This is a genomic window from Pararhizobium sp. O133, assembly GCF_051669845.1.
Lineage (GTDB): Bacteria > Pseudomonadota > Alphaproteobacteria > Rhizobiales > Rhizobiaceae > Pararhizobium.
Genome location: NZ_CP196429.1, coordinates 46477 through 66316, shown reverse-complemented (window position 1 = coordinate 66316; position 19840 = coordinate 46477). Strand labels below are relative to the sequence as shown.

General features: G+C 55.3%; 12 protein-coding genes and 2 pseudogenes. 11 read left to right on the top strand and 3 right to left on the bottom strand.

Annotated features, from left to right (window positions below):
• Window positions 1-19 precede the first annotated feature (19 nt).
• The 7 genes from ACST81_RS26515 (at window position 20) to ACST81_RS26485 (ending at window position 12076) form a co-directional block, all read left to right on the top strand.
• The gene (locus ACST81_RS26515; RefSeq protein ID WP_012476041.1) at window positions 20-1366 is read left to right on the top strand and encodes a T-DNA border endonuclease VirD2; all 1347 of its coding nucleotides are present in this window, start codon (window positions 20-22) and stop codon (window positions 1364-1366) included.
• A gap of 358 nt (window positions 1367-1724) precedes the next feature.
• Window positions 1725-4220 carry a virA/G regulated protein gene (locus ACST81_RS26510; protein WP_173992072.1) on the top strand — a complete coding sequence of 832 codons (2496 nt, stop codon included), beginning with the start codon at window positions 1725-1727 and terminating at the stop codon, window positions 4218-4220.
• 59 nt (window positions 4221-4279) lie between these two features.
• Window positions 4280-6262: a type IV secretion system ATPase VirD4 gene (gene virD4, locus ACST81_RS26505; protein WP_012476043.1), complete on the top strand. Its 1983-nt coding sequence runs from the start codon at window positions 4280-4282 to the stop codon at window positions 6260-6262.
• Between the two features lie 245 nt (window positions 6263-6507).
• Window positions 6508-8877 carry a virA/G regulated protein gene (locus ACST81_RS26500; RefSeq protein ID WP_236771576.1) on the top strand — a complete coding sequence of 790 codons (2370 nt, stop codon included), beginning with the start codon at window positions 6508-6510 and terminating at the stop codon, window positions 8875-8877.
• A 231-nt stretch (window positions 8878-9108) separates the two neighbouring features.
• Window positions 9109-10059 (top strand): hypothetical protein, encoded by a 951-nt coding sequence (locus tag ACST81_RS26495; protein WP_077768107.1) that lies wholly within the window; start codon window positions 9109-9111, stop codon window positions 10057-10059.
• Between the two features lie 103 nt (window positions 10060-10162).
• On the top strand, window positions 10163-11518 hold the full coding sequence (locus ACST81_RS26490; RefSeq protein ID WP_012476046.1) for a hypothetical protein: 1356 nt from the start codon (window positions 10163-10165) through the stop codon (window positions 11516-11518).
• 102 nt (window positions 11519-11620) lie between these two features.
• Complete coding sequence (locus ACST81_RS26485; RefSeq protein ID WP_012476047.1) at window positions 11621-12076, top strand: cupin domain-containing protein; 456 nt, start codon at window positions 11621-11623, stop codon at window positions 12074-12076.
• 79 nt (window positions 12077-12155) lie between these two features.
• Here the strand turns inward: ACST81_RS26485 and ACST81_RS26480 are convergent.
• Window positions 12156-12296 (bottom strand): annotated as a pseudogene (locus ACST81_RS26480) (transposase domain-containing protein); the annotation flags it as partial.
• A 124-nt stretch (window positions 12297-12420) separates the two neighbouring features.
• Here ACST81_RS26480 and ACST81_RS26475 point away from each other — a divergent pair.
• From ACST81_RS26475 to ACST81_RS26465, 3 genes are read left to right on the top strand one after another with little or no spacing between them, the layout of a single operon-like run.
• A complete protein-coding gene (locus ACST81_RS26475; RefSeq protein ID WP_012476048.1) occupies window positions 12421-13662 on the top strand; it encodes a site-specific integrase in 1242 nt (413 codons plus the stop codon).
• On the top strand, window positions 13659-14582 hold the full coding sequence (locus ACST81_RS26470; RefSeq protein ID WP_077768106.1) for a tyrosine-type recombinase/integrase: 924 nt from the start codon (window positions 13659-13661) through the stop codon (window positions 14580-14582). Before ACST81_RS26475 ends, ACST81_RS26470 begins: the two co-directional genes overlap by 4 nt.
• Window positions 14579-15580, top strand: coding sequence for a tyrosine-type recombinase/integrase (locus tag ACST81_RS26465; RefSeq protein ID WP_077768105.1), 1002 nt, complete (start codon window positions 14579-14581; stop codon window positions 15578-15580). Before ACST81_RS26470 ends, ACST81_RS26465 begins: the two co-directional genes overlap by 4 nt.
• Before the next feature lie 140 nt (window positions 15581-15720).
• Here the strand turns inward: ACST81_RS26465 and ACST81_RS26460 are convergent.
• Window positions 15721-16257, bottom strand: a pseudogene (locus ACST81_RS26460) (IS66 family transposase); the annotation flags it as partial.
• A gap of 144 nt (window positions 16258-16401) precedes the next feature.
• Here ACST81_RS26460 and ACST81_RS26455 point away from each other — a divergent pair.
• On the top strand, window positions 16402-17583 hold the full coding sequence (locus ACST81_RS26455; protein ID WP_077768104.1) for a tyrosine-type recombinase/integrase: 1182 nt from the start codon (window positions 16402-16404) through the stop codon (window positions 17581-17583).
• Between the two features lie 1328 nt (window positions 17584-18911).
• Here ACST81_RS26455 and ACST81_RS26450 read toward each other — a convergent pair.
• A complete protein-coding gene (locus tag ACST81_RS26450; protein ID WP_010900201.1) occupies window positions 18912-19736 on the bottom strand; it encodes a hypothetical protein in 825 nt (274 codons plus the stop codon).
• Window positions 19737-19840 lie beyond the last annotated feature (104 nt).

Here is a 19840-nt window from a genome sequence, read left to right as displayed (position 1 = left end):
ACTTGGGGGAATCTGTTGGATGCCCGATCGGTCTCAAGTCATCATCCGCATTGTGCCGGGAGGTGGGACGAAGACCCTCCAACAGATTATCAACCAGTTGGAGTATCTATCTCGGAAGGGCAAGTTGGAGCTGCAGCGTTCGGCCCGACATCTCGATACTTTCGTACCACCGGATGAAATCCGCGAACTCGCCCTAAGCTGGGTTCAAGAAACCGGGACTTATCACGAAAGTCGGCCAGACGAGGAAAGGCAACAGGAGTTGACGACCCACATTATTGTAAGCTTCCCTGCCGGTACAAGTCAGGTAGCAGCTTATGCAGCGAGCCGGGAGTGGGCAGCCGAGATGTTTGGGTCAGGCGCAGGGGGAGGCCGATACAACTATCTTACAGCCTTTCACATCGATCGCGATCACCCACATCTGCATGTGGTCGTTAATCGTCGCGAACTTTTGGGGCACGGCTGGCTGAAAATATCCCGGCGCCACCCCCAACTGAATTATGACGCCTTGCGCATTACAATGGCCGAGATTTCACTTCGTCATGGCGTCGTCCTCGAGGCGACGAGCCGAGCTGAGCGCGGCATCTCGGAGCGGCCGATGACTTTTGCCCAGTATCGACGCCTGGAGCGGCAGCAGGCCAATCAAATTCGTTTCGAGGATATTGATTTCGAAGAATTCTCGCCTGGGGGAAACGACGGAGAACCGGATCAATCTTTTAATTCTTCGTACGGTTCGCTGCCTCAAAACGTGTCAGAAAACTTGCGACGAAACGGCGGTCTGCAATCGGTGTCTGAAGTACGTTCCCGGGCACTGATCGGATCGAACGGCAACGGTGTCACGCCCGATCGTGTATCATCTGGAAACGATTCCCGTTCTCAATCCGGCAGCGATAAAGCCTTTGTGGACGATGGCAACTTGAGGAACGGCCCTCTCACCATCGCCGGAGACGGCCAGGATCTTGAAGGCCGTTCTGGCATGCATCGTTTGGCAACCGAACCCGTCACGCACACAACAAGCGAAGATGATGTTCGGCAACGGCCTCATCGAAAACGGCCTCGCGGTGATGAGGAAGAGCAGAGCGGCGCAAAACTGACCAGGGTAGACGGAATTCGGACGGGAGTGACAATCAGCGCCGTACCGGTTGCCCAGGACGATCCGATTACATCGCCGATCCAGCCCCCTGGATCAAATCCGTTGGATGACCCGGGGCAGACCAACATCGCTACGGACGCATTGCCTCCGACAGCCGATCGCCGGCAGCAGGGAGAGCCAAATTCTAAGCGTCCTCGTGATGATGACGCCGAGCCGAGCATTCGTAAGCGGTCAAGGGACGGGCGCAGCCAAGGGGATGAGGGAAACAGAAGGTAGAAAAGGATCGATCATGGCAGATGAAGAATTTCGTCGAGACTTCAGCCGCTCCGCTACGTTGAACTCGAATAACGAAGGCGCTACAGGCGCACCAATCCCGGATACATCGGTGTCGACTGCCTTCCGACAAAACCGCAGAGAACACTTAACGACCAGTTCCTTACGGCCATTAATTACTGGTGGGGCCGGCGACCTTCCAGGCACTTCCCCCGAAAATCAACGGCCGACAACCCATGCCCCGAATACAGCAGAAATACTCCCGGTGAGATCAGCCGAAGCTCCGGCTGGCCAATCAGCGGTCTTTCCGAGGAGCAAGGGGTATTTTCGTACGGCCATGCAATACCTGCGGGAGATTGAAATGCAGTCCACTGCCAGGGCGGACCACGAGGCGACGTCGTCGTCACGTTTTGGCAAGGGGGAAAGAAAGCAGCTGCGCGAACACGAGCAAACCGGTGATCAAAGTGAATCAATGGCGAAGCGGAGTACCAGCTCGGGAATGCAGGTGGGAACTATTGCCGCGTCTTTGGCTATGAAAGATAGCTCGACCGCGACGCCGGCTTCGCAAGGGCCGCACCGGTCTGGGATGGAGCTGGATAATATCGAAGGGACTGGAGAGAGCCGTACGCAATCTCAGCACGAAATTGCGACACAACCTATTGCCACAAGCGCTTTTGGTTCAGGTCATGATGTGATCATTCCTGGAGAGGGCCAGCCTGAAGAAACATTCGACGGCGCACCATATTGGATGGTAGAAAGCGGGGATAGCGAGACCAATAGCCTTCCGTCGATCCAACAAGGCTTATCTTGGCCAGGGTTAGATGACCTTGATTTGCTCGCCGACAGCAGTTCACCGCTCAGTACTCAGGTTGTTCCTCCTGACGTAGCCGCTACGAATTTAAGCACTGAGGCAGGGTCCGCCAGCGTCGAAAGCACCCAAATCCTCGCCGACAGTGCCTATTCCGACGACGCGACCGAAACCGGTGGCCAAACAGCTTCAGGATCGATCCATGAAGGTTCAGTTCGTTCGCTTGGCTCACCGGAGGAACGCTTCGACGCCTTTCCCGAGTTGACCGACGAGGACTTGGCGCAGATTGACGCATTCTCGCGAGCCCGCTCTCCTTCGAGGCGAGATGCTGCGCACGCTATTCATGCGGTCAGCTTGGATGATGCCTTCTCACGCAAGGATCTTGCCGCGGGCCACGACGGCCGGCTTACGAATCCTGCGTTCCGTCAGGAGGCTTCTCTGCAGGAATCGAGCCCATCAGAAACGAAGTCCGACGACTTCCCGGAATTAACCGACGAGGACCTGGCACGGATCGACGCACTCTCCGAAGCCCGCTCAACTTCGAGGCTGGATGTTGCACGCACTATTCATGCGGTCAGGTTGGAGGCCTCTCGGCAGGACCCGAGCCCATCAGAAATGAAGTCCGACGACTTCCCCGAATTGACCAAAGAGGACTTAGCCCGGATCGACGCACTCTCTGGACCCCGCCCGACTACGGGGCGGGAAGGTGCGAACACTATTCAGCCAGTCAGGTTGGACGATGCTTTCTCAGCCGAAGATTATACCGTGGGCCGCGGCGGCCGGCATACGAATCCTGCGTTCCATGAGGAAGCTTCTCGGCAGGACCCGAGCCCATCAGAGATGAAGTTCGATGGCTTGCCGGAGTTGACCGACGAGGATCTGGTAAGGATTGACGCAATCTCTGAACCGCGCTCGAAGAGATCTCGCTCCGAGCAGGTTGTCGGGGGAAAATCTCATAGGCTCAAACTGAACGAGGCTATCGAGGAGGCGGGCTCGCCCACTACCGTTTCGGGAACAAGCGCCGCCAGGGCGGCACCTATCACGCTCGAAAGCGGAGTACCTAGGTTGCCGCAGGCTACCCATACGGAACTTCCTGGCTCGGACGTTGCGGGTCCACTGCGGATCGGGAAGGCGTCGTGTGCCGATATACGGCGAGATGTTTCGGATAAAGGGAAACGAAAAGTCTCGTCAGATTATCAGATTCAGCAAGGTCCTGGCGCGTCCTATGCTTACCAGCCGCGACGCATGCCGACGGAAGCGATTTTCGATGCTGAACGGCTTGGTGACGAAGTGCTCATCGGGAATGAGCCAGTTCCGCGGTGGCCTTACCCCTGGGAGCACGTTGTTCGTTTTGAAACAGGCAAGCAGCTCTTCGAAAGATTGCAGAAGTGGCCGACTGCGGAGGAGTTGGAAAACAGTGTGATCCTCGTCAAAGCGGATAGCGCGCAACGATCCTATATGCCCCGAAATCAGCTGCTCTTGCATCTCGGATCCGAAAAGTATTACGAACGAATGAAAGCGCTCGGTCTATCCGATAATACCTTCAGCGGATTGAAGTCCGATAGCAAATATTTTTATGATACACCTGCTGGACCACGGGTAAGTGAACATGATTATGAGTTCCCGCGGCAGGCAGGCGTGCATAATCCAGAGGTGATGGTTCAGCATCATAGCGGAACCTTCTTCGCGTTTTGGCCAAAACTTCTCAGGCTGGAAAAGCTTGCGACAGTAACGAATACGTATGGCGCGGAAAATGTTTGGCTCAAATCGCCAGCCAATGCTTACATGACGCCGGAAACCTATAATTCCAAGGTTGCGAACGGCGCCGAAAACCTTTTCATCGAGTTCCTACGTCCCGCTCCTGTCCACGACCACCTGCGGGAACCTGGAACTTCAAACGCAAAAACTGTTGACGGACGAAACGAAGATCGCGCGCAACAGGCCGACCGGTTAGCAGATCAGTCGATGGGCCGGAACGGGGACGGCCGTGACGCGCAGGGTGGTAAGAGAACCTTGGAACCGCGCGTGCGCGAAAGGTATGGGCTGTAGATCCAGCTGCCCGTAAAGCAAACAGCCGTCCAATAGGATAAACGGAGCGTGGTCACGTGATGAATTCAGGCAAGTACACGCCAATAGGCCTGGCTGCGAGCATAGCATGTTCATTGGCCGTGGGGTTTTGTGCGGCCAGTCTCTATGTCACATTTCGCCATGGCTTTACGGGCGAAACGATGATGACTTTCAACGTTTTTGCGTTCCTGTACGAGACACCGCCTTATTTGGGATACGCAAGTCCTACGTTCTATCGCGGACTAGCCATCATCGTTGCGACGTCAACGCTCGTGTTGCTATGCCAACTACTGTTATCGATGCGCGAGCGCGAACATCACGGCACTGCTCGCTGGGCCGGCTCCGGCGAGATGCGGCACGCCAGGTACCTCCGGCGCTACAGTCACGTCACGGGTCCCATCTTCGGCAAGACATGTGGACCACGTTGGTTTGGCAGCTACCTAAGTAACGGAGAACAACCTCACAGCCTTGTTGTCGCGCCAACTCGCGCTGGTAAGGGTGTCGGCGTCGTTATCCCGACGTTGCTAACCTTCAAGGGCTCAGTAATTGCCTTGGATGTGAAAGGCGAGCTATTTGAACTCACATCGAGGGCGCGTAAATCAAGTGGCGACGCGGTTTTCAAGTTCTCGCCCTTAGATCCAGAGCGGCGAACGCATTGTTACAATCCCGTGCTGGATATTGCCGCGTTGCCGCCCGAACGGCGCTTTACAGAAACGCGCCGCCTCGCTGCGAATCTCATCACAGCCAAAGGCAAGGGAGCCGAAGGTTTCATCGACGGGGCACGGGATCTTTTCGTAGCAGGCATATTGAGTTGCATTGAGCGCGGCACACCAACGATCGGTGCCGTTTACGATCTGTTTGCTCAGCCGGGTGAAAAGTACAAACTATTTGCGCAACTCGCGGAGGAAACACAAAACAAAGAGGCTCAGCGTATCTTCGACAATATGGCGGGGAATGACACCAAAATCCTGACATCCTACACATCGGTGCTCGGCGACGGCGGACTCAATCTTTGGGCCGATCCACTCGTTAAAGCGGCTACAAGCACCTCGGATTTTTCCGTCTACGATCTGCGGCGGAAGAGGACTTGTATTTATCTTTGTGTCAGCCCGAACGATCTCGAAGTCATAGCGCCCTTGATGCGTCTTCTCTTCCAGCAGGTTGTATCAATCCTGCAGCGATCGCTGCCACTTGGAGATGAACGGCACGAAGTTCTGTTTCTCCTCGATGAGTTCAAGCACTTGGGCAAGCTGGAAGCTGTGGAGACGGCAATTACGACGATCGCCGGCTACAAGGGCCGCTTCATGTTTATTATTCAGAGTCTTTCGGCTTTGACAGGAACTTATGATGAAGCTGGTAAGCAAAATTTTCTCAGCAATACGGGTGTGCAGGTATTCATGGCGACTGCTGATGACGAGACGCCCAACTACATTTCCAAAGCTATCGGCGACTACACATTCCAGGCTCGCTCAACGTCGTACAGCCAAGCGCGCATGTTTGATCATAACATCCAAATCTCCGACCAAGGAGCACCGCTTTTGCGCGCCGAACAAGTCCGCCTACTCGACGACGATTATGAAATAGTCCTTATCAAAGGCCAACCTCCCCTCAAACTGAGAAAAGTGCGATATTATTCGGATTTCATATTGAAGCGAATTTTCGAAAGCCAACACGGTTCCCTTCCCGAGCCCGCATCTTTGATGTTGCCGGGAGACACAAACCTCGTTGAAGGCAAGCTCGACCAGGGAACAGCCGATACAACTTCGCAAAAACCGGTGCAGATTGAAGAGAACGACCATGGGGAAGTCGTTTCCCCCCAAAACAGAACTGTGGCTGATGGAGTAATGCCAATAGAAGTTCGCCCCCGTTCAAACGAAGTTGATGACGAGCGGGAATACCAAGGCGCGGACGCCGCAACCTCTGAGAAGCTTCCGGAAATTGCTCCGGCTCTTTTGGCGCAGCGCGAACTCCTCGACCAGATCATTTCGCTCCAGCTACGAGGTAGAACAGCCTCCGGCACTTGAAGCTCGATGTGATACCGCTTCGGATCGAGTCTTGTTAGCGCCGTCAGATGTCCCGTTTCGGGAATGCATTACCAACGTTGAAGGTTGCCAATTGATGAGACATCGCCATGAAACCGTCGGGAAGCTCAAAAACTGGATACGCCGGGTCGGCTAGATCCTCGCCCCAGGTTCGCGCAGGGGTTACGCCTGTCCTTCATCCCAAAGAGCCTTGGAACCGTTTTGCTTGCTCCCCATCTGACGGCCAAATGGATCACCGGGAAAATTTATCTGCGCAATTCGCTTACGATGGAATGAGACTGGGCGCAGCCGAGCGGTCCGCGTACGAGACATGGGATAGAGCGGACCGGCCGAGTTGGAAAGACCTGATACTGAGCGCTCGCCTGAACGCGATTGACAGTTTCGCTTGGAATGTCGATGTCGGAGAAAGTACCTCTTCAACTTTTGTTTATGATGGTGTTCCTCTGGCGGAAGGGGAACGGCATGCCTACGAGGAATGGGTGGAGCCGGGACAGCCCAGTTGGCAACAACTCGTTGTGAACGCGCGTATTGAAGAGCTAAACACCTCTGCTGCAATTCCGAATGAGTGTAGTCCCCTTCAAGAGGAATTCCGATCGGAGGCGCCTAAGCGTAAGCGGACAAGCTCCATTGGTCAAAAGAACGGTTTCCCTGAACCATTCGAATTTGATGGGATGAGACTCGGCTCGCCTGAGCGCGAAGCATATGAGAATTGGAGTAAACCGCAACCGCCATCCTGGAAAGACCTGATAGTTGACGCCCGTCTTGACGCAATCGACACCTCCACCTGGCTCAACGAATCAAATGACACCTCGGTCTTCGAGTACGAAGGCGTCCCGCTTGGGGAGGGGGAACGCCTAGCATATGAAAAATGGCTCGAGCCCGCGCAACCAGGATGGGAAGACCTGGTTGTGGACGCACGCGTTGCGGAATTGCACCAGTCTGCTCCGACGTGGTGCGAACACCAACCAGGCAACGACGTTTCTTCCAACGAGTCCGGGCGCATCTCGGGCGTCCCAATTAACGCCGAGCAGGTGTCGCGTGCGTTCTTCGTGTACGATGGAGTGGCGCTCGGAGCAGCCGAGCGCGCTGCGCATGATCGTTGGAGCAGGCCGGACCGGCCCACCTGGGAAGATCTTATCATAGTCGCGCGCCAAGCTGCTATCGAAGGCGGTGCCGTTTCGAATGGGATGATCGGGAAGACATCTTCCTCAGTCTTTTTATACGAGGGAATGTTGCTTGGGGATGCGGAGCGTCAGGCGTACGGACGGTGGAGGCAGCTAGCCCAGCCGCGGTGGCAAAATCTGGTGGTGAACGCGCGCCTGGCAGAGCTCGACCCGGCGGCCTGGATTCCCGATGAACATGATCCGTCTGAGGATGGCGGGGCGACTGGTCTTCTGTCGCAAGCAAGCACGACCAATAAGTCCCGCCTCAGTTTAGGTGATCAACCGGAAGCGCGCTCGCCTAGTCTCGCACGTGAGCCAGCACAACAGCCGACTCACGTGCAAAACCTGACGTGCGCACAATTGGAAGCAAGACGTGCTCTATATTTCGGGCCCTCTGGGAGGGATGCAGACCAAACCGCCAGCATCGCCGACAGTAATCGCCTCGACGAGGTAAGCAAAGTTAAACGGCTGGGTGCCAAGAGCCGTCGAGGCGCTAAAGCAACGGCCTATGACGTAATTTCAAGTGCGGAAAGACTGTCGTCTCACGAGGGTTGTTTGACGGTTCAGTCCACTCAGCCAGAAAAAGCCGCTTGCTCGAGAAGCGACAATATCGGCACTTATGGAAGTCGAAAAAACGAACGAGCTCGGCTTGCGACCGAGACCGGGAAATACGAGTCGGAGCATATTTTCGGGTTCAAGGTTGTCCACGATACCCTGCGCTCGACCAAAGAGGGCCGGCGGCTGGAAAGGCCTATGCCCGCCTATCTCGAATGCAAGGAACTTCATCGACAACATGTTGGTACGGGAAGGGGGCGGACCCGACTGGTGGGGCGCGGCTGGCCAGATGACGCAAGTTACCGCTCGGATCAAAGGGCAACTCTATCGGACCCTGTTGCGTCCACGGAAGGTGCAACGGCGTCAAACGGGTATCAATTAAACCAGCTAGGCTACGCACACCAGCTCGCTAACGACGGGCTGCAGAGCGAAACGCCAGATGGGGTTATCATGCCGCTTCAGGTCGCGACTACTAGCTACAACTATACGGTAAGCCGCGATCCGGTACTTTCTCCGCCCAGTAAAGAGCAAGCTCCGGAATTGTTGCACCTTGGGCCACGTGGCCAGACAGAAGCTGTACTCGCTCGCGAAACAGCATTGACAGGAAGATGGCCAACACGCGAGCGTGAGCAGCAAGTCTATCGAGAGTTTTTAGCCCTTTATGACGTCAAGAAGGACCTGGAGGCCAAGACACTTGGGTTGCGGAAGAAAAAAGCTGCGCTTGTTTCCGCGTTGAACCGGACTGCCGCCTCAATAGGCACTTCACCCTTGAAAGCCCAATCGTCGAGCGCAGAAGTTGAAAAAGCAACTCACGAGTTTGATGAACGACGGGTTTATGATCCGCGCGATCGCGGTCGGGACAAAGCATTACAACGGTGACAAAGCTGGAGATGACCATCGTTAGCGGACTTTGTATCGATGCTTAAAAATGATGGTTCAGCATTTGAACCGCAGGCTGTACTGCTACTCTTTGAAATCCCCCGCAAAAAACGCGCCGTAGTGCAATCGATCGCCAGGGCCTGAATTTCAGTTGAAACACGATGTCCATTCAACGCCTTAAGCGCAGGTGTTAGACTTCGCATATCCTTGATCCGCGTTGGAGTGTGAGTTATGCTCGAAGACGGCCAGAAAATGCAGGAACGCGAGCTTTCGGTCCTCGGTGGTGATAAGACCGAAAGTGCAGCCACCTTACCGAATGACATTTTGGTGGAAGTTGCCAAACATCTGCCGACCGACGATCCAGTCGAAACGGCAGCCAACCTCACAAGCTTTAAACTTGCGAGCCCGTCGGTTCGGGCATCGGTCGATCAGAGCGATGTCGGAACGTTCCACCGAAGCGTAAATCGACTGGGTGCCTCAAGCAAGGCATTGTATGACCTGGCTGTACCCCGGAACGGCTTTGCCGAGTATCCGAACTATCCGGAACCGGACCCTGCTGGCGAGTTTGCGCTGGCGAGCCAGCGCATCAGGACAATTGGTCCAACTTTGAAGTTCCAATCGCCCGCCAGGAAAACAGCGATCGTCAATCACATTCTCAATATGTCGGAAGGCGGTGAGCAGGCGGAGGCGATTATGTCGATGACGTCCCATTTGAGTGACCTCGAGAGGGCCGACAAGAGACGCCTTATCGACAGAGCAATTGAATACTTCAAGGTAGACGGGCCTATCAACTACGACAGTCGCCATTATGCAGCCTACGCGATTGCAGCGGCGCACAACCAGTTGGAACTCGAACACAAGTCACAAATCTTCGATGCAATGGCGAAGAGACCCCAGCTTGCGAGACTCTACGCCGACGAACGCATCCATGCGCAGGAGCATTTGGGGCTTGCGTCGACATCCGAAGGTCCGCACGAGCGGAGCAATAAACAACTGGCCACGGACATTCTTCAGATCGAACAAAAAATCCGCACTGAGCTCCTTCCCGAAACTCTCAGTGCTCACGACCAGATGGTAAAAGCGGAAGGAATCGCTGGATCGATTGAGAAGGCTTACCGCGATGCTCGCGCGAACTTAACCCGGGCACCGCGAGGGAGGTCAAATTCTGATCTCAGCCGGTAGAACTTGGTCTGAATATTCGATTATTTCTCCGACGAAAGCACTTGGTTGACGAGCGAATTTTTAAACGAGCATCGATAAAGCGTGCACAGGGAAGGCCCACCTAATGGTCAGTATAAATAAAAAAGCCCCGCAGAAATCTTCTACAGCGACCACGCGCAATTCTGATGAACGCCTGGTTGATCAGTTAGGGCAGGCGTACCTTGTGGAACGCGAGGCGCAGGAAAGGCGCGCGCGACTTGAAGCGCCGCCGGCGTTGAAAAAATATGCCTCGAAACTGCAACTCCTCAATAAGCTCGATGCAGATTTCCGTGGTGTGATCGCCCACAAGCCGTTTCGCAGCGAGCAACTGCGGGTCGATAGCAATGGAGAATTGACCCATAGTCGGGGTCTCATAAAAAAGAAGAAGAAGGTTTTCATTCGAGATCAAACAACTGGCTCCCTTCGGCTTATTCACTACGAGAGGTCTGACTGGAATAGTGTCCGTCGCTATGACTACGACCAGAACGGCGTGTTGAGCGAGAAACATATCAAAAGCAAAGCCGGTGCCTTCGAAGAAAAATGGGAGCGGGACGAAAACGGTGAACTGATGCGCACCCGATACATCGATCGGCGCAGACTTACTGGACGGGCGTTGCATCCCATTTCCGAGGAAATCGGACGTCCTTATGAGAGTGGCCTGGAGAAGAGGCTTTATCGCGTTTTAACGCGTCGGGAGGGCTCCCAACAAAAGACTTTCGAACGCGATGACAAGGGTAATCTGGAGCTCATTGCAAGCAAACGGATGGGCTATTCGATGTCTTCACAAAAGGCACCGGATCGACAAACATCTAGAACAAGTATCCGCAAGCTTGGCGGAGCTTTCAGTGAATCATATAGATCCCGGCTGGATAAGGACGGCCACGAGTTAGGTCGGGATGTCTCCGCACATCGAAGCCTCCTCAACAAGCGTTCAGCCGTCTACGATGACGCTACAGGGGAGCTAAAGAGCAGCAAGCACACGTTTGGGAAGATATACAAAGCGGAAGCGACATACCTGAACGCCGAAATCAAAGAGGTCTCCAAAAAAATCCTCGGAGTTACGGTCGGTAAAGAATTGAAGACATTAAGTGGACGCGAACTCGAGGCTCAAGTATTACGTGCCGCGGAACGTGCCCTCCATAAACAGGCCTGGCAGCACCCTTCAGCTAACCCCTCGCGGTCGCAGCGGGAAAATACCAACAGTCATCTTGGAAACGAACTTGATGGGCCGCTCGAATCGGATATGACCGTCGTCCATCAAGCCGGATCCGGGTTCGTCGGCGACGATCGCCACGTTCATGATGGCGGTGGATCCAGGTTGAATGAATTGCACGAATCGCGATCGTCGAATGATAGGGAAAAGCTTAGTTCGCCGAGAGCCGAAATTTGCGACCGCTCGATGAATCGGGATCGCACCGGCTCAGGTACTTTGTCGCGATGATAGCTAAACTAGGGGGGCACACACCGAGTTGTCAAGTCGCCCCCCGGCAAATGAGCTCATCCCTGCTGCCATATTCCCAAACTACCAACGTTTCGCGTCAAAATGATCACTGAGAAATCCGTGCCATCCCCGAAAATAACTGCCACGAGTGTCTCATCGAAGCCCACCTGCCGTGTCGTGCGGCCCGGCAGCACCTATGCCGGAAAACAGGGTCTCAATTATTTCGAAGGGATTGCGGCCGAGACAGTGGGCTCGACGGGGATCTGCATGCATCTTTTAACCATACCGCCGGGCGCCCGCGCCAAGGCGCATTTGCACGCCTCGCATGAGACAGCGATCTATGCGATTTCCGGAGAGACGCATTGCTGGTTCGGCGACCAGCTGGAAGAACACGTCATCGTTCGCGAAGATGAGATGTTCTATATTCCGGCTGGCGTTCCGCATCTTCCCGCCAATCTCAGCGACCGGCCGGCGACAGCGGTCATCGCCCGCACCGACCCGAAGGAGCAGGAAAGCGTCGTCCTGTTGCCGGATTTGGAGGGGTATGTGCCGCGTTGAACGCCACCCGGCGGACCCAACCTGGTGCAATGCTACGAGTCAGTTTACTGTAGGGTAAGCATCCGGTGAAGGCCGCAGGTTAGGCTGCTTTAGCTTTCAATCCGTGCGGCTGCCAATTCCACGGAAGCAATTGCTCGAGCTTACTGATTGGCGTGTCGGCGATGCGGGCCAGGAGGTCAGCAAGCCAAGCCTGCGGATCGACGTCGTTGAGCTTGGCACTTTATGCCGACCGGCGAACTATGCCTATTAATCAAGTTTTTTCCAACGTTTCCGGCAGCATAGCGGTCGCCCAGTCGGCATAGCTTAGGGTCTCTCCGTCGCAATTGACGCGAAGGAGAGGACACATGAACACAACTGACTATTTGAATCGCAGCGCCCTATATCGGAAGCTGCTCCACGGTCCGTATCGGGAGTTTGCGCGTGTTTACGCCGCCAGCATGTCGAAAGAAGGCTTGGGTCGGCAATGCACGTGGCGCTCGCTGAGCCTGTTTCGAGACCTGATGGACTGGCATGTTGGCAATGGATATGCCCCGCAGGATTTGAGCGAAGCTTATGTCGATCGTTTTCTTGAGCATCGCTTCAAACACTGGAGTCCCGATACGGGCGACCGATCGGCACTCCGACGCGTGCTTTCAGCGTTACGGGAAGAGGGCTTAATACCAGGTGCGCTTCCGGTTGAGCGCACTGAGCACGAGCAGATCGTCGATGTATTCGGGGCATATCTCTCGAATGAGAGAGGGCTCGCCGCCTCGACGGTGGGGAGCTACAAGCTTCTGTCACTTCGATTTCTGCGGGAGGTCTGTCCTGCCGGCGCGAATGGGTTTGCAGCGCTCACCCCGGAGATTGTCATCGGGTATGTCGAACGACATGCGCTCGATGGCTCCGCCGACAGCGGCAAGGCAATGTGCGGAGTCGTGCGTGCCTTACTGCGCTACTTGCATTTGAAGGGCTTCATTTCGACGGCGTTGGCCGATTGCGTGCCATCCATCCGCCGCTGGCGACTTGCCGGCCTTCCAACCTTCCTGCCGCCAGAGAAGGTCCAGAAGGTTCTCGATGCCTGTGACCGGACGACGGCAATGGGACATCGGGACTATGCGGTTCTGATGATCTTGGCCAAGCTCGGTTTGCGCGCTAGCGAAGTTGCTACCCTCAATCTCGATGATATCGACTGGCAGTCGGGCACGATTCTCGTACACGGAAAGGGACGGCGGCAAGCGACTATGCCGCTGCGTCACGACGTCGGAACAGCTATCGTGGCTTATATCCGGCATGGGCGTCCCGCTTCGGCGTGTCGGCGAGTTTTCTTGCGAACACTTGCGCCGCACGTGGGCTTTGCCTCCGGCTGCGCCATCACGATGATCGCGAAGCAGGCACTCGAGCGGGCAGGCATTGATGGCTATGCCCATCACGGCGCCCATCTTTTCCGCCACAGCCTCGCGACCGACCTTTTACGGTCGGGTGCCAGCTTTGCCGAGATCGGCCAACTGCTCCGTCATCGAAGCATCGACAGCACAAGGATCTATGCCAAGCTCGATGTTGACAAGCTGCGTGGACTGAGCCTGCCCTGGCCGGGAGGTGTCCAATGAGCCGGCTTCGCACTGCCCTCAACCGCTATGTCGGCATGCGCCAAGGGCTGGGATACAAATATGATGGGCCGGCACGACGGTTGTCGGCATTCGTCACCTTCATGGAAGCCCGCGGCGCCGAGACCATCACGTCGGACCTGGCAATGCAGTGGGTGACGTCGATGGGCCGACAGCCGAGTTGGTCCATCCGCCTGGCTGATGTGCGCTGCTTTGCCCAGCACCTCAGTCATTTCGATCTTCTGACGGAAGTGCCACCGAGCGACGCAGTGCCGCCGGCACGGCGGACAAAGCCCTACATCTATAGCGACATTGAGATTCAGGCGCTGCTGGCGGCAGCACTGTCGCTGCCGCCAGCCAACGCCCTTCGACGCTGGACGTATCACTGCCTGTTCGGACTGATAGCGGTCGCCGGACTGCGCCATTCTGAAGCGCTCGGCCTGCTCCGGGCCGACGTCGATCTCGAGCAGGGCGTCCTCACTATCCGAGAGACAAAGTTCGGCAAGTCACGGCTGGTGCCGCTGCATGCCACGACAATCGCTGTCCTTACAAACTATGCTGCCCGACGCGATGCACACCTTGGCACGCCGCGCAGTCCCTATTTCTTCGTCGCCGAACAGGGCGGCAGATTGCTGCATCAATACGTGCACCGGGTGTTCTGGCGACTATCCCGGCAAATTGGTTTACGGCAGGAGGGGGATCGCGGTGGCCCGCGGGTTCACGATCTTCGTCACCGTTTCGCCGTCCAAACCCTGATCAACTGGCATCGCGCTGGCGAAGATGTGGAACGCGAGCTGCCGGTACTCTCGACCTTCCTCGGCCATGCCAATGTTCGCGACACCTACTGGTATCTGTCCGCCGCGCCGGAGCTGATGAATCATGCCGTTCGGCGATTGGATAAGCGGTGGGAGGTTCGGTCATGAGACGAACGAACGACTTAGCCGTGCTGATCGAGCGGTGGTTCACAGATCGGCTCATGAAGCATCGAGGTGTAAGTTCCAACACCATTGCCTCCTATCGAGACACGTTCAGGCTCCTGTTTGCGTTCGCGCAGGCGCGCCTTGGGAGGTCCCCATCTCAATTGACACTGCGGGATTTGGACGCTCCGTTCATCGGCGCATTCCTGGAAGTCCTCGAGACGCAGAGAGCCGCCTCGGTGAGGACCCGGAATCTCCGCCTCACAGCCATTCGATCTTTCTTCCGATATGCGGCGTTCGAGGAGCCGGCACATAGCGCCCACATCCAGCGCGTGCTCGCGATCCCCAGCAAGCGATGCGACAAGCGGCAGCTTCAGTTCCTAACCAGGCCCGAGATTGAATCGATCCTGGACTGCACGGATCGAAGCACGTGGCTGGGACGCCGCGATTACACTCTGCTATTGCTGGCCGCGCAAACGGGGCTGCGGGTTTCGGAAGTCATCGACCTCGACCGAGACTCGGTAATGCTCGGCCGCGGTGCGCATGTGCAATGCGTCGGTAAGGGCCGCAAAGAGCGAAGTACGCCGCTCACAAAGGTTGCACAGGAAGCCCTCCGGCGTTGGCTCAAGGAACCAGGGAAGCGAGGCGCAACGGCTCTCTTTCCGAATATGCACGGTGGCAGGCTCAGCGCCGACGGCGTGCAGGCACTGCTGAACAAATATGTCGCCAAAGCGCGCGAGCACTGCGTCTCCCTCCGCTCGAAGCGGGTGTCGCCCCACGTCTTGCGGCACAGCGCTGCCATGGAGCTACTACAGGCGGGCGTCGACTGCTCGGTCATTGCCCTGTGGCTGGGCCATGAGGCGATGGAAACGACGCTGACCTATCTTCATGCACATCTTGAACTGAAGGAATCGACACTCGCAAAGCTGAAGCCGTACGAACGCGCCAAGGCCGAGCGATTTCGACCAAACGACCGGCTTCTGGAATTCCTGAACGCCCTCTGAGCATGAGAACTATGCCGAGTGCCAACGACGGGTCTTCGACCAAAACGGCAAGAGAAGCGCGTTTCAACTGGTAAGTTGGAAGAGGTGCTCGGCATAGTTCGCCGGTCGGCATAAACCGCCTTATGCCGCGCGCGGCATAATGCTGTCATGATCAGTGTCGCCATGAAGGCGGCGCGATCGGCACCTCGATCCGATCCGGCGAAGAGCCATGACTTCCTCCCGAGAGCAAAGCCTCTCAGCGCTCGTTCGGCCGCGTTGTTCGTGAGACAAATCCTGCCCTCGTCGAGGAAAGACGTGAAGCCGTTCCAGCGCTTCAGCATGTAGTCGATCGGCTCGGCGACTGGAGAACTGCGCGACAGTTTTGCCCGTTCGGTTTGAAGCCAGCAGTGCAGTTCGCCGACAAGCGGCAGGCTGTCCTTGCGACGGCGCTCCAGGCGTTCCGCTGCGGCAAGCCCGTTGATCTGCCGCTCGATGTCGAACAGGGCATCGATCCGTTTGACGGCCTCCAACGCCATAGGCGAGATCGGTGCGGCGCGGCTGCCGCGTTTGGCATTCGTGGCGATGTCGGCCAGCACGAAGAACTTGCGCCTCGCGTGCGACCAGCAGAGCGCCTGCGTCAGCGGCCCCGGATCGCGGTCTACCTTGAACAGCGGATTGTAGCCGCCAATATGTTCTGCCGAACATATCGGGGGCTATGTTGCGGCCGTCCATATGTGGCCCTGCTGACCTATACCCTTTGTCAACTGAGTATTTGGGCCCGATTTGACGCAACATAAATCGCAAGTTTGGCAGCCGGACCTTTTCTCGTTTGGAGGTTCGACATGGATCACCCTTCCTTTTCCGACCAAGCCGCTGATGCCCTATTTACCGAAGTGCCATTTGCTGACGAGCGGAACCGCTATTTGCATCACTGCGCCACACTCGGAGCGAGACCCGAAGTTCTCAGGGTCAAACGCAACGAACTCCTGTGGATCGCGCGACATCTCGGTCCAGAGGCTGCGGCCGGCGTCGGCATGGCGGAGTTGTTGCCGATCGCGCAGGCTCGGCAGAATGTTCACGGTGCGGCTACCGCTGCACGTCGGGTCGTCGATATCGGGCGCCCCTGGCTGAAGTTCCTTGGCTGGTGGCGTGAGCCCACTGTCATATTGTCGTACCAGGCGCAACTCGACCGGTATGTTGGCTGGATGCGCGACGAACGCGGATTGACACCGTCGACGGTGGAACAATGGGGGCGCATAGCCGGCAGATTCTTGCTGTGGTGCGAACAGTCGAGCCACCGGCTCAAGGATTTGAAGGCAGAAGACATCGACAACTATATAGCGACCCAAGGGGCCGGACGCTGGGGTCGTGTCTCGATTGCATACATCGTCTCAGCCTTGCGCGGATTTCTTCGATATGCGGCAAAAGAGGCTTGGTGCTCAGACCGCCTGGTGTCGTCAATATCGCGGCCTCGGCTCTATCGACAAGAATCTCTGCCATATGCCCCAGACTGGTCGGACGTCCAAAAGATGTTGGCTGATGTCGATACCGACCGGCCCCGCGATATCCGAGACCGCGCGATCCTAATGTTGCTGGCGGTATATGGTATGCGGCGCGGCGAAGTAGCCGCGCTGCGGCTCGACCAAATCGACTGGGCGGGGCGAACGCTTCGGCTTTTCCGCTTAAAGCGCCGACAAGCCCAGATCTATCCGCTGGTGCCCTCCGTTGCGGAAGCATTGGCACGCTACGTGGACAGAGTCCGCCCGCCGTCGTCGTGCCGAGAGGTTTTCCTCCGGATGCAGGCGCCTCGACATCCCTTAGGGGCCTCCAGCATTTATAGCGTCGCCAATCGGCGATTTGTTGCGCTCAACTTTATGGACCGCCTCTTAAGGGCGGTGGAGCGTCGTGACCGGAAGAAGTTGACCGACGTGCAAGCCGTCAGCGGTTGCGCAAACGACGATGATATCCGTCTCCAGCGCAGTGTCTTGGCCCAATGCCTGATTTTATACAGCCGAGTTCAATAAGCGAAGTGGCGCACACTGTCATCAGAACTTTCCTGCCAACCGCCCGAGGTCTCCAAACGAACAAAACCGCCTTACAACGGGCCTTGCTTCAAGATATTACCGAAACGTGCTCCCTCATGAAAAGGTCGCGAATAGGTTGCGGCTATCATCGCTCTTGATCATGGCGCACCTCATAAGCGACCCAAGGCAAAGCACGATGTCGCCTTATGTGGGGTGGCAGGATATATTGTGGTGTAAACGAGCTAAGTACAAGAGCTTTGAAGCGATTTTTGAGCACGTTTTTGCTATATTACCAGATGGTGTCCGGGTATGTTTAAAAGTGATTAATACAGCCTATCTAATTACAATTTTTATTTAAGATATTAAAATAATAATAATATCCGCGCCTTTAAATAATAAAGGTGAAAATTTTATCGCCAATCGTCGTCGTGCAACAATACGTGAGCCTGCACTTATTTTCCAAATTATATAAATAGGAAATACAAGCAGATTGGAGCAATTAGAAAGGGCGCCAATAATATTCACTACTAACATTTTATAAAAAGAACAAATACATCTGTCGACTATGCCGTACGAGTTGGTCGGGCAAAGCGGAGACTCGCCACAAGTTGAAGTCGTGAGAGGCGATGGGCACATCGTCAGAGCTGAGTGCGGCATCGAGCTCGGAAAGATTGCGCCTGCCTATCTCTCCGAGAGCAGCGAGCAACGACGTTTCAGTGCATTCCTGTACTCGCTTTCCGAGATTGTACATGCCTCTGTGTTCGATGACTTGAAGAGGCAGAGTCTCTTCAAGACGTTCAAGGAGGTTCGGTACCGAGTGCCGGGCGAGACCTCATCCGCCGTGACACCATTTGGGAGATCCCATTCGAGCTTCCACTCGGGCCAACATGTGCCTTTCACGGGGAACGGTTTGCGCTGGCAAAGGATATCGTTTTCCATCGGTTTCGGAAGGCTGCCAGATAAATATGAGCTTTTCTAAAAAGGATTCTTGTAATAATTAATCCTTATCCGGCGGGAGTCTTAAGTACTTAATGATGTTGAAAGAATTTATATTAAAAATATTCTATTCTGAATTATTGATTAATTAAATAAAGTATATAAAATATAAATAATTTTCGGTGAAAAAGATTCCATAGTTATTTATTCAATAATGCAGTGGCTCATGGAGATATTATATTATTTCTGGCGTTGTGTATTGAAATAGTCGCCGGAGTGGCGGATCATAGACACTAAAATAGAAAAAACTAAGTAACAACTGAAGCAATTATGACTTCTTTCCCTTCCTACGGTGACTATGGATGTAATAGAACAGCGGCAGATCGGAGCGATCACTTGCTCAGATCGGGCAACAACACGCCGAGATCGCCAAGAATTGCAGAGAGAGCATCCTCATTCGGTATGGCGAAGACGTTGGTTCCAGTGGGCTTCGTCTCACGGGTACCGACCCAGAACGCGATACCATTCTCCTTGTTGCCAACAGCGGTCAGCATATCTTTATCGTTTTCGCCGTTGCCGCACGCTATATGTAGGCCGATCTCACGAGGGAGTAGATTGACATAAGCAAAATAGCCTTTGCGCTTGCCTGGCGTTTCCTCGGGCATAACGCAATGACCCTCGGGTACTGCGGTCGCCCGGAAAGTGCGTCCCCAGGAATGATCTACACGCGGAAGAAGCGATGAAAGCAGATCTCCGGCCGATTGGTAACGTGGATGAGAGTCCCACATCTGACAGCCATAGAAATGCTCCATCGGAATGTTGCGGATTTCTGGGTTGCCGCCAAATTCGCTCTCCATAACCGCATGAATGCGGCTCCAGTTGGGCAGGGGAACGGATTCAAAACGTTGACCTTTGAAGATTGTGACCGTTCCGTCATTCCCTTGAAAATCAATACCTGGAATGTCTTTGAAGGGCGAAGCAGCGATTTCGCCGCAGTGGCGAGCGGACGTCAGCAGTAGGTAATGTCCCTTCCGGGCGATCTTGGTCAAATTGTCGATGATATCGATGGCAGGATTAATTTCCCAGCACTGACGGTTTCGATCTTGCTTAAAGGCGGTGCCATCACCATCGAAGGCGAGCAGAACCCGGAGAGAGGGATCCGTAAGACCGCGTGCTACCCGTTCCGCGATATCCGGAATGACCTCAACAAGAGACATATTCAAAGCTGGTGTAAATACGATCTGAATGAAGCCTTAAATGTAACGCAGCGCGGCAAGCATTAGTTGACTTTTTGGTGAGAGAAATAACTCTTAGCAGGGAT

Coding starts and splice junctions, on each gene's coding strand:
- ACST81_RS26510 (WP_173992072.1), top strand. CDS start 1,725: ATGCAGTCCACTGCCAGGGCGGACCACGAGGCGACGTCGTCGTCACGT.
- ACST81_RS26470 (WP_077768106.1), top strand. CDS start 13,659: ATGAGCCGGCTTCGCACTGCCCTCAACCGCTATGTCGGCATGCGCCAA.
- ACST81_RS26485 (WP_012476047.1), top strand. CDS start 11,621: ATGATCACTGAGAAATCCGTGCCATCCCCGAAAATAACTGCCACGAGT.
- ACST81_RS26450 (WP_010900201.1), bottom strand. CDS start 19,736: ATGTCTCTTGTTGAGGTCATTCCGGATATCGCGGAACGGGTAGCACGC.
- ACST81_RS26515 (WP_012476041.1), top strand. CDS start 20: ATGCCCGATCGGTCTCAAGTCATCATCCGCATTGTGCCGGGAGGTGGG.
- ACST81_RS26490 (WP_012476046.1), top strand. CDS start 10,163: ATGGTCAGTATAAATAAAAAAGCCCCGCAGAAATCTTCTACAGCGACC.
- ACST81_RS26455 (WP_077768104.1), top strand. CDS start 16,402: ATGGATCACCCTTCCTTTTCCGACCAAGCCGCTGATGCCCTATTTACC.
- ACST81_RS26465 (WP_077768105.1), top strand. CDS start 14,579: ATGAGACGAACGAACGACTTAGCCGTGCTGATCGAGCGGTGGTTCACA.
- ACST81_RS26495 (WP_077768107.1), top strand. CDS start 9,109: ATGCTCGAAGACGGCCAGAAAATGCAGGAACGCGAGCTTTCGGTCCTC.
- virD4 (WP_012476043.1), top strand. CDS start 4,280: ATGAATTCAGGCAAGTACACGCCAATAGGCCTGGCTGCGAGCATAGCA.
- ACST81_RS26500 (WP_236771576.1), top strand. CDS start 6,508: ATGGATCACCGGGAAAATTTATCTGCGCAATTCGCTTACGATGGAATG.
- ACST81_RS26475 (WP_012476048.1), top strand. CDS start 12,421: ATGAACACAACTGACTATTTGAATCGCAGCGCCCTATATCGGAAGCTG.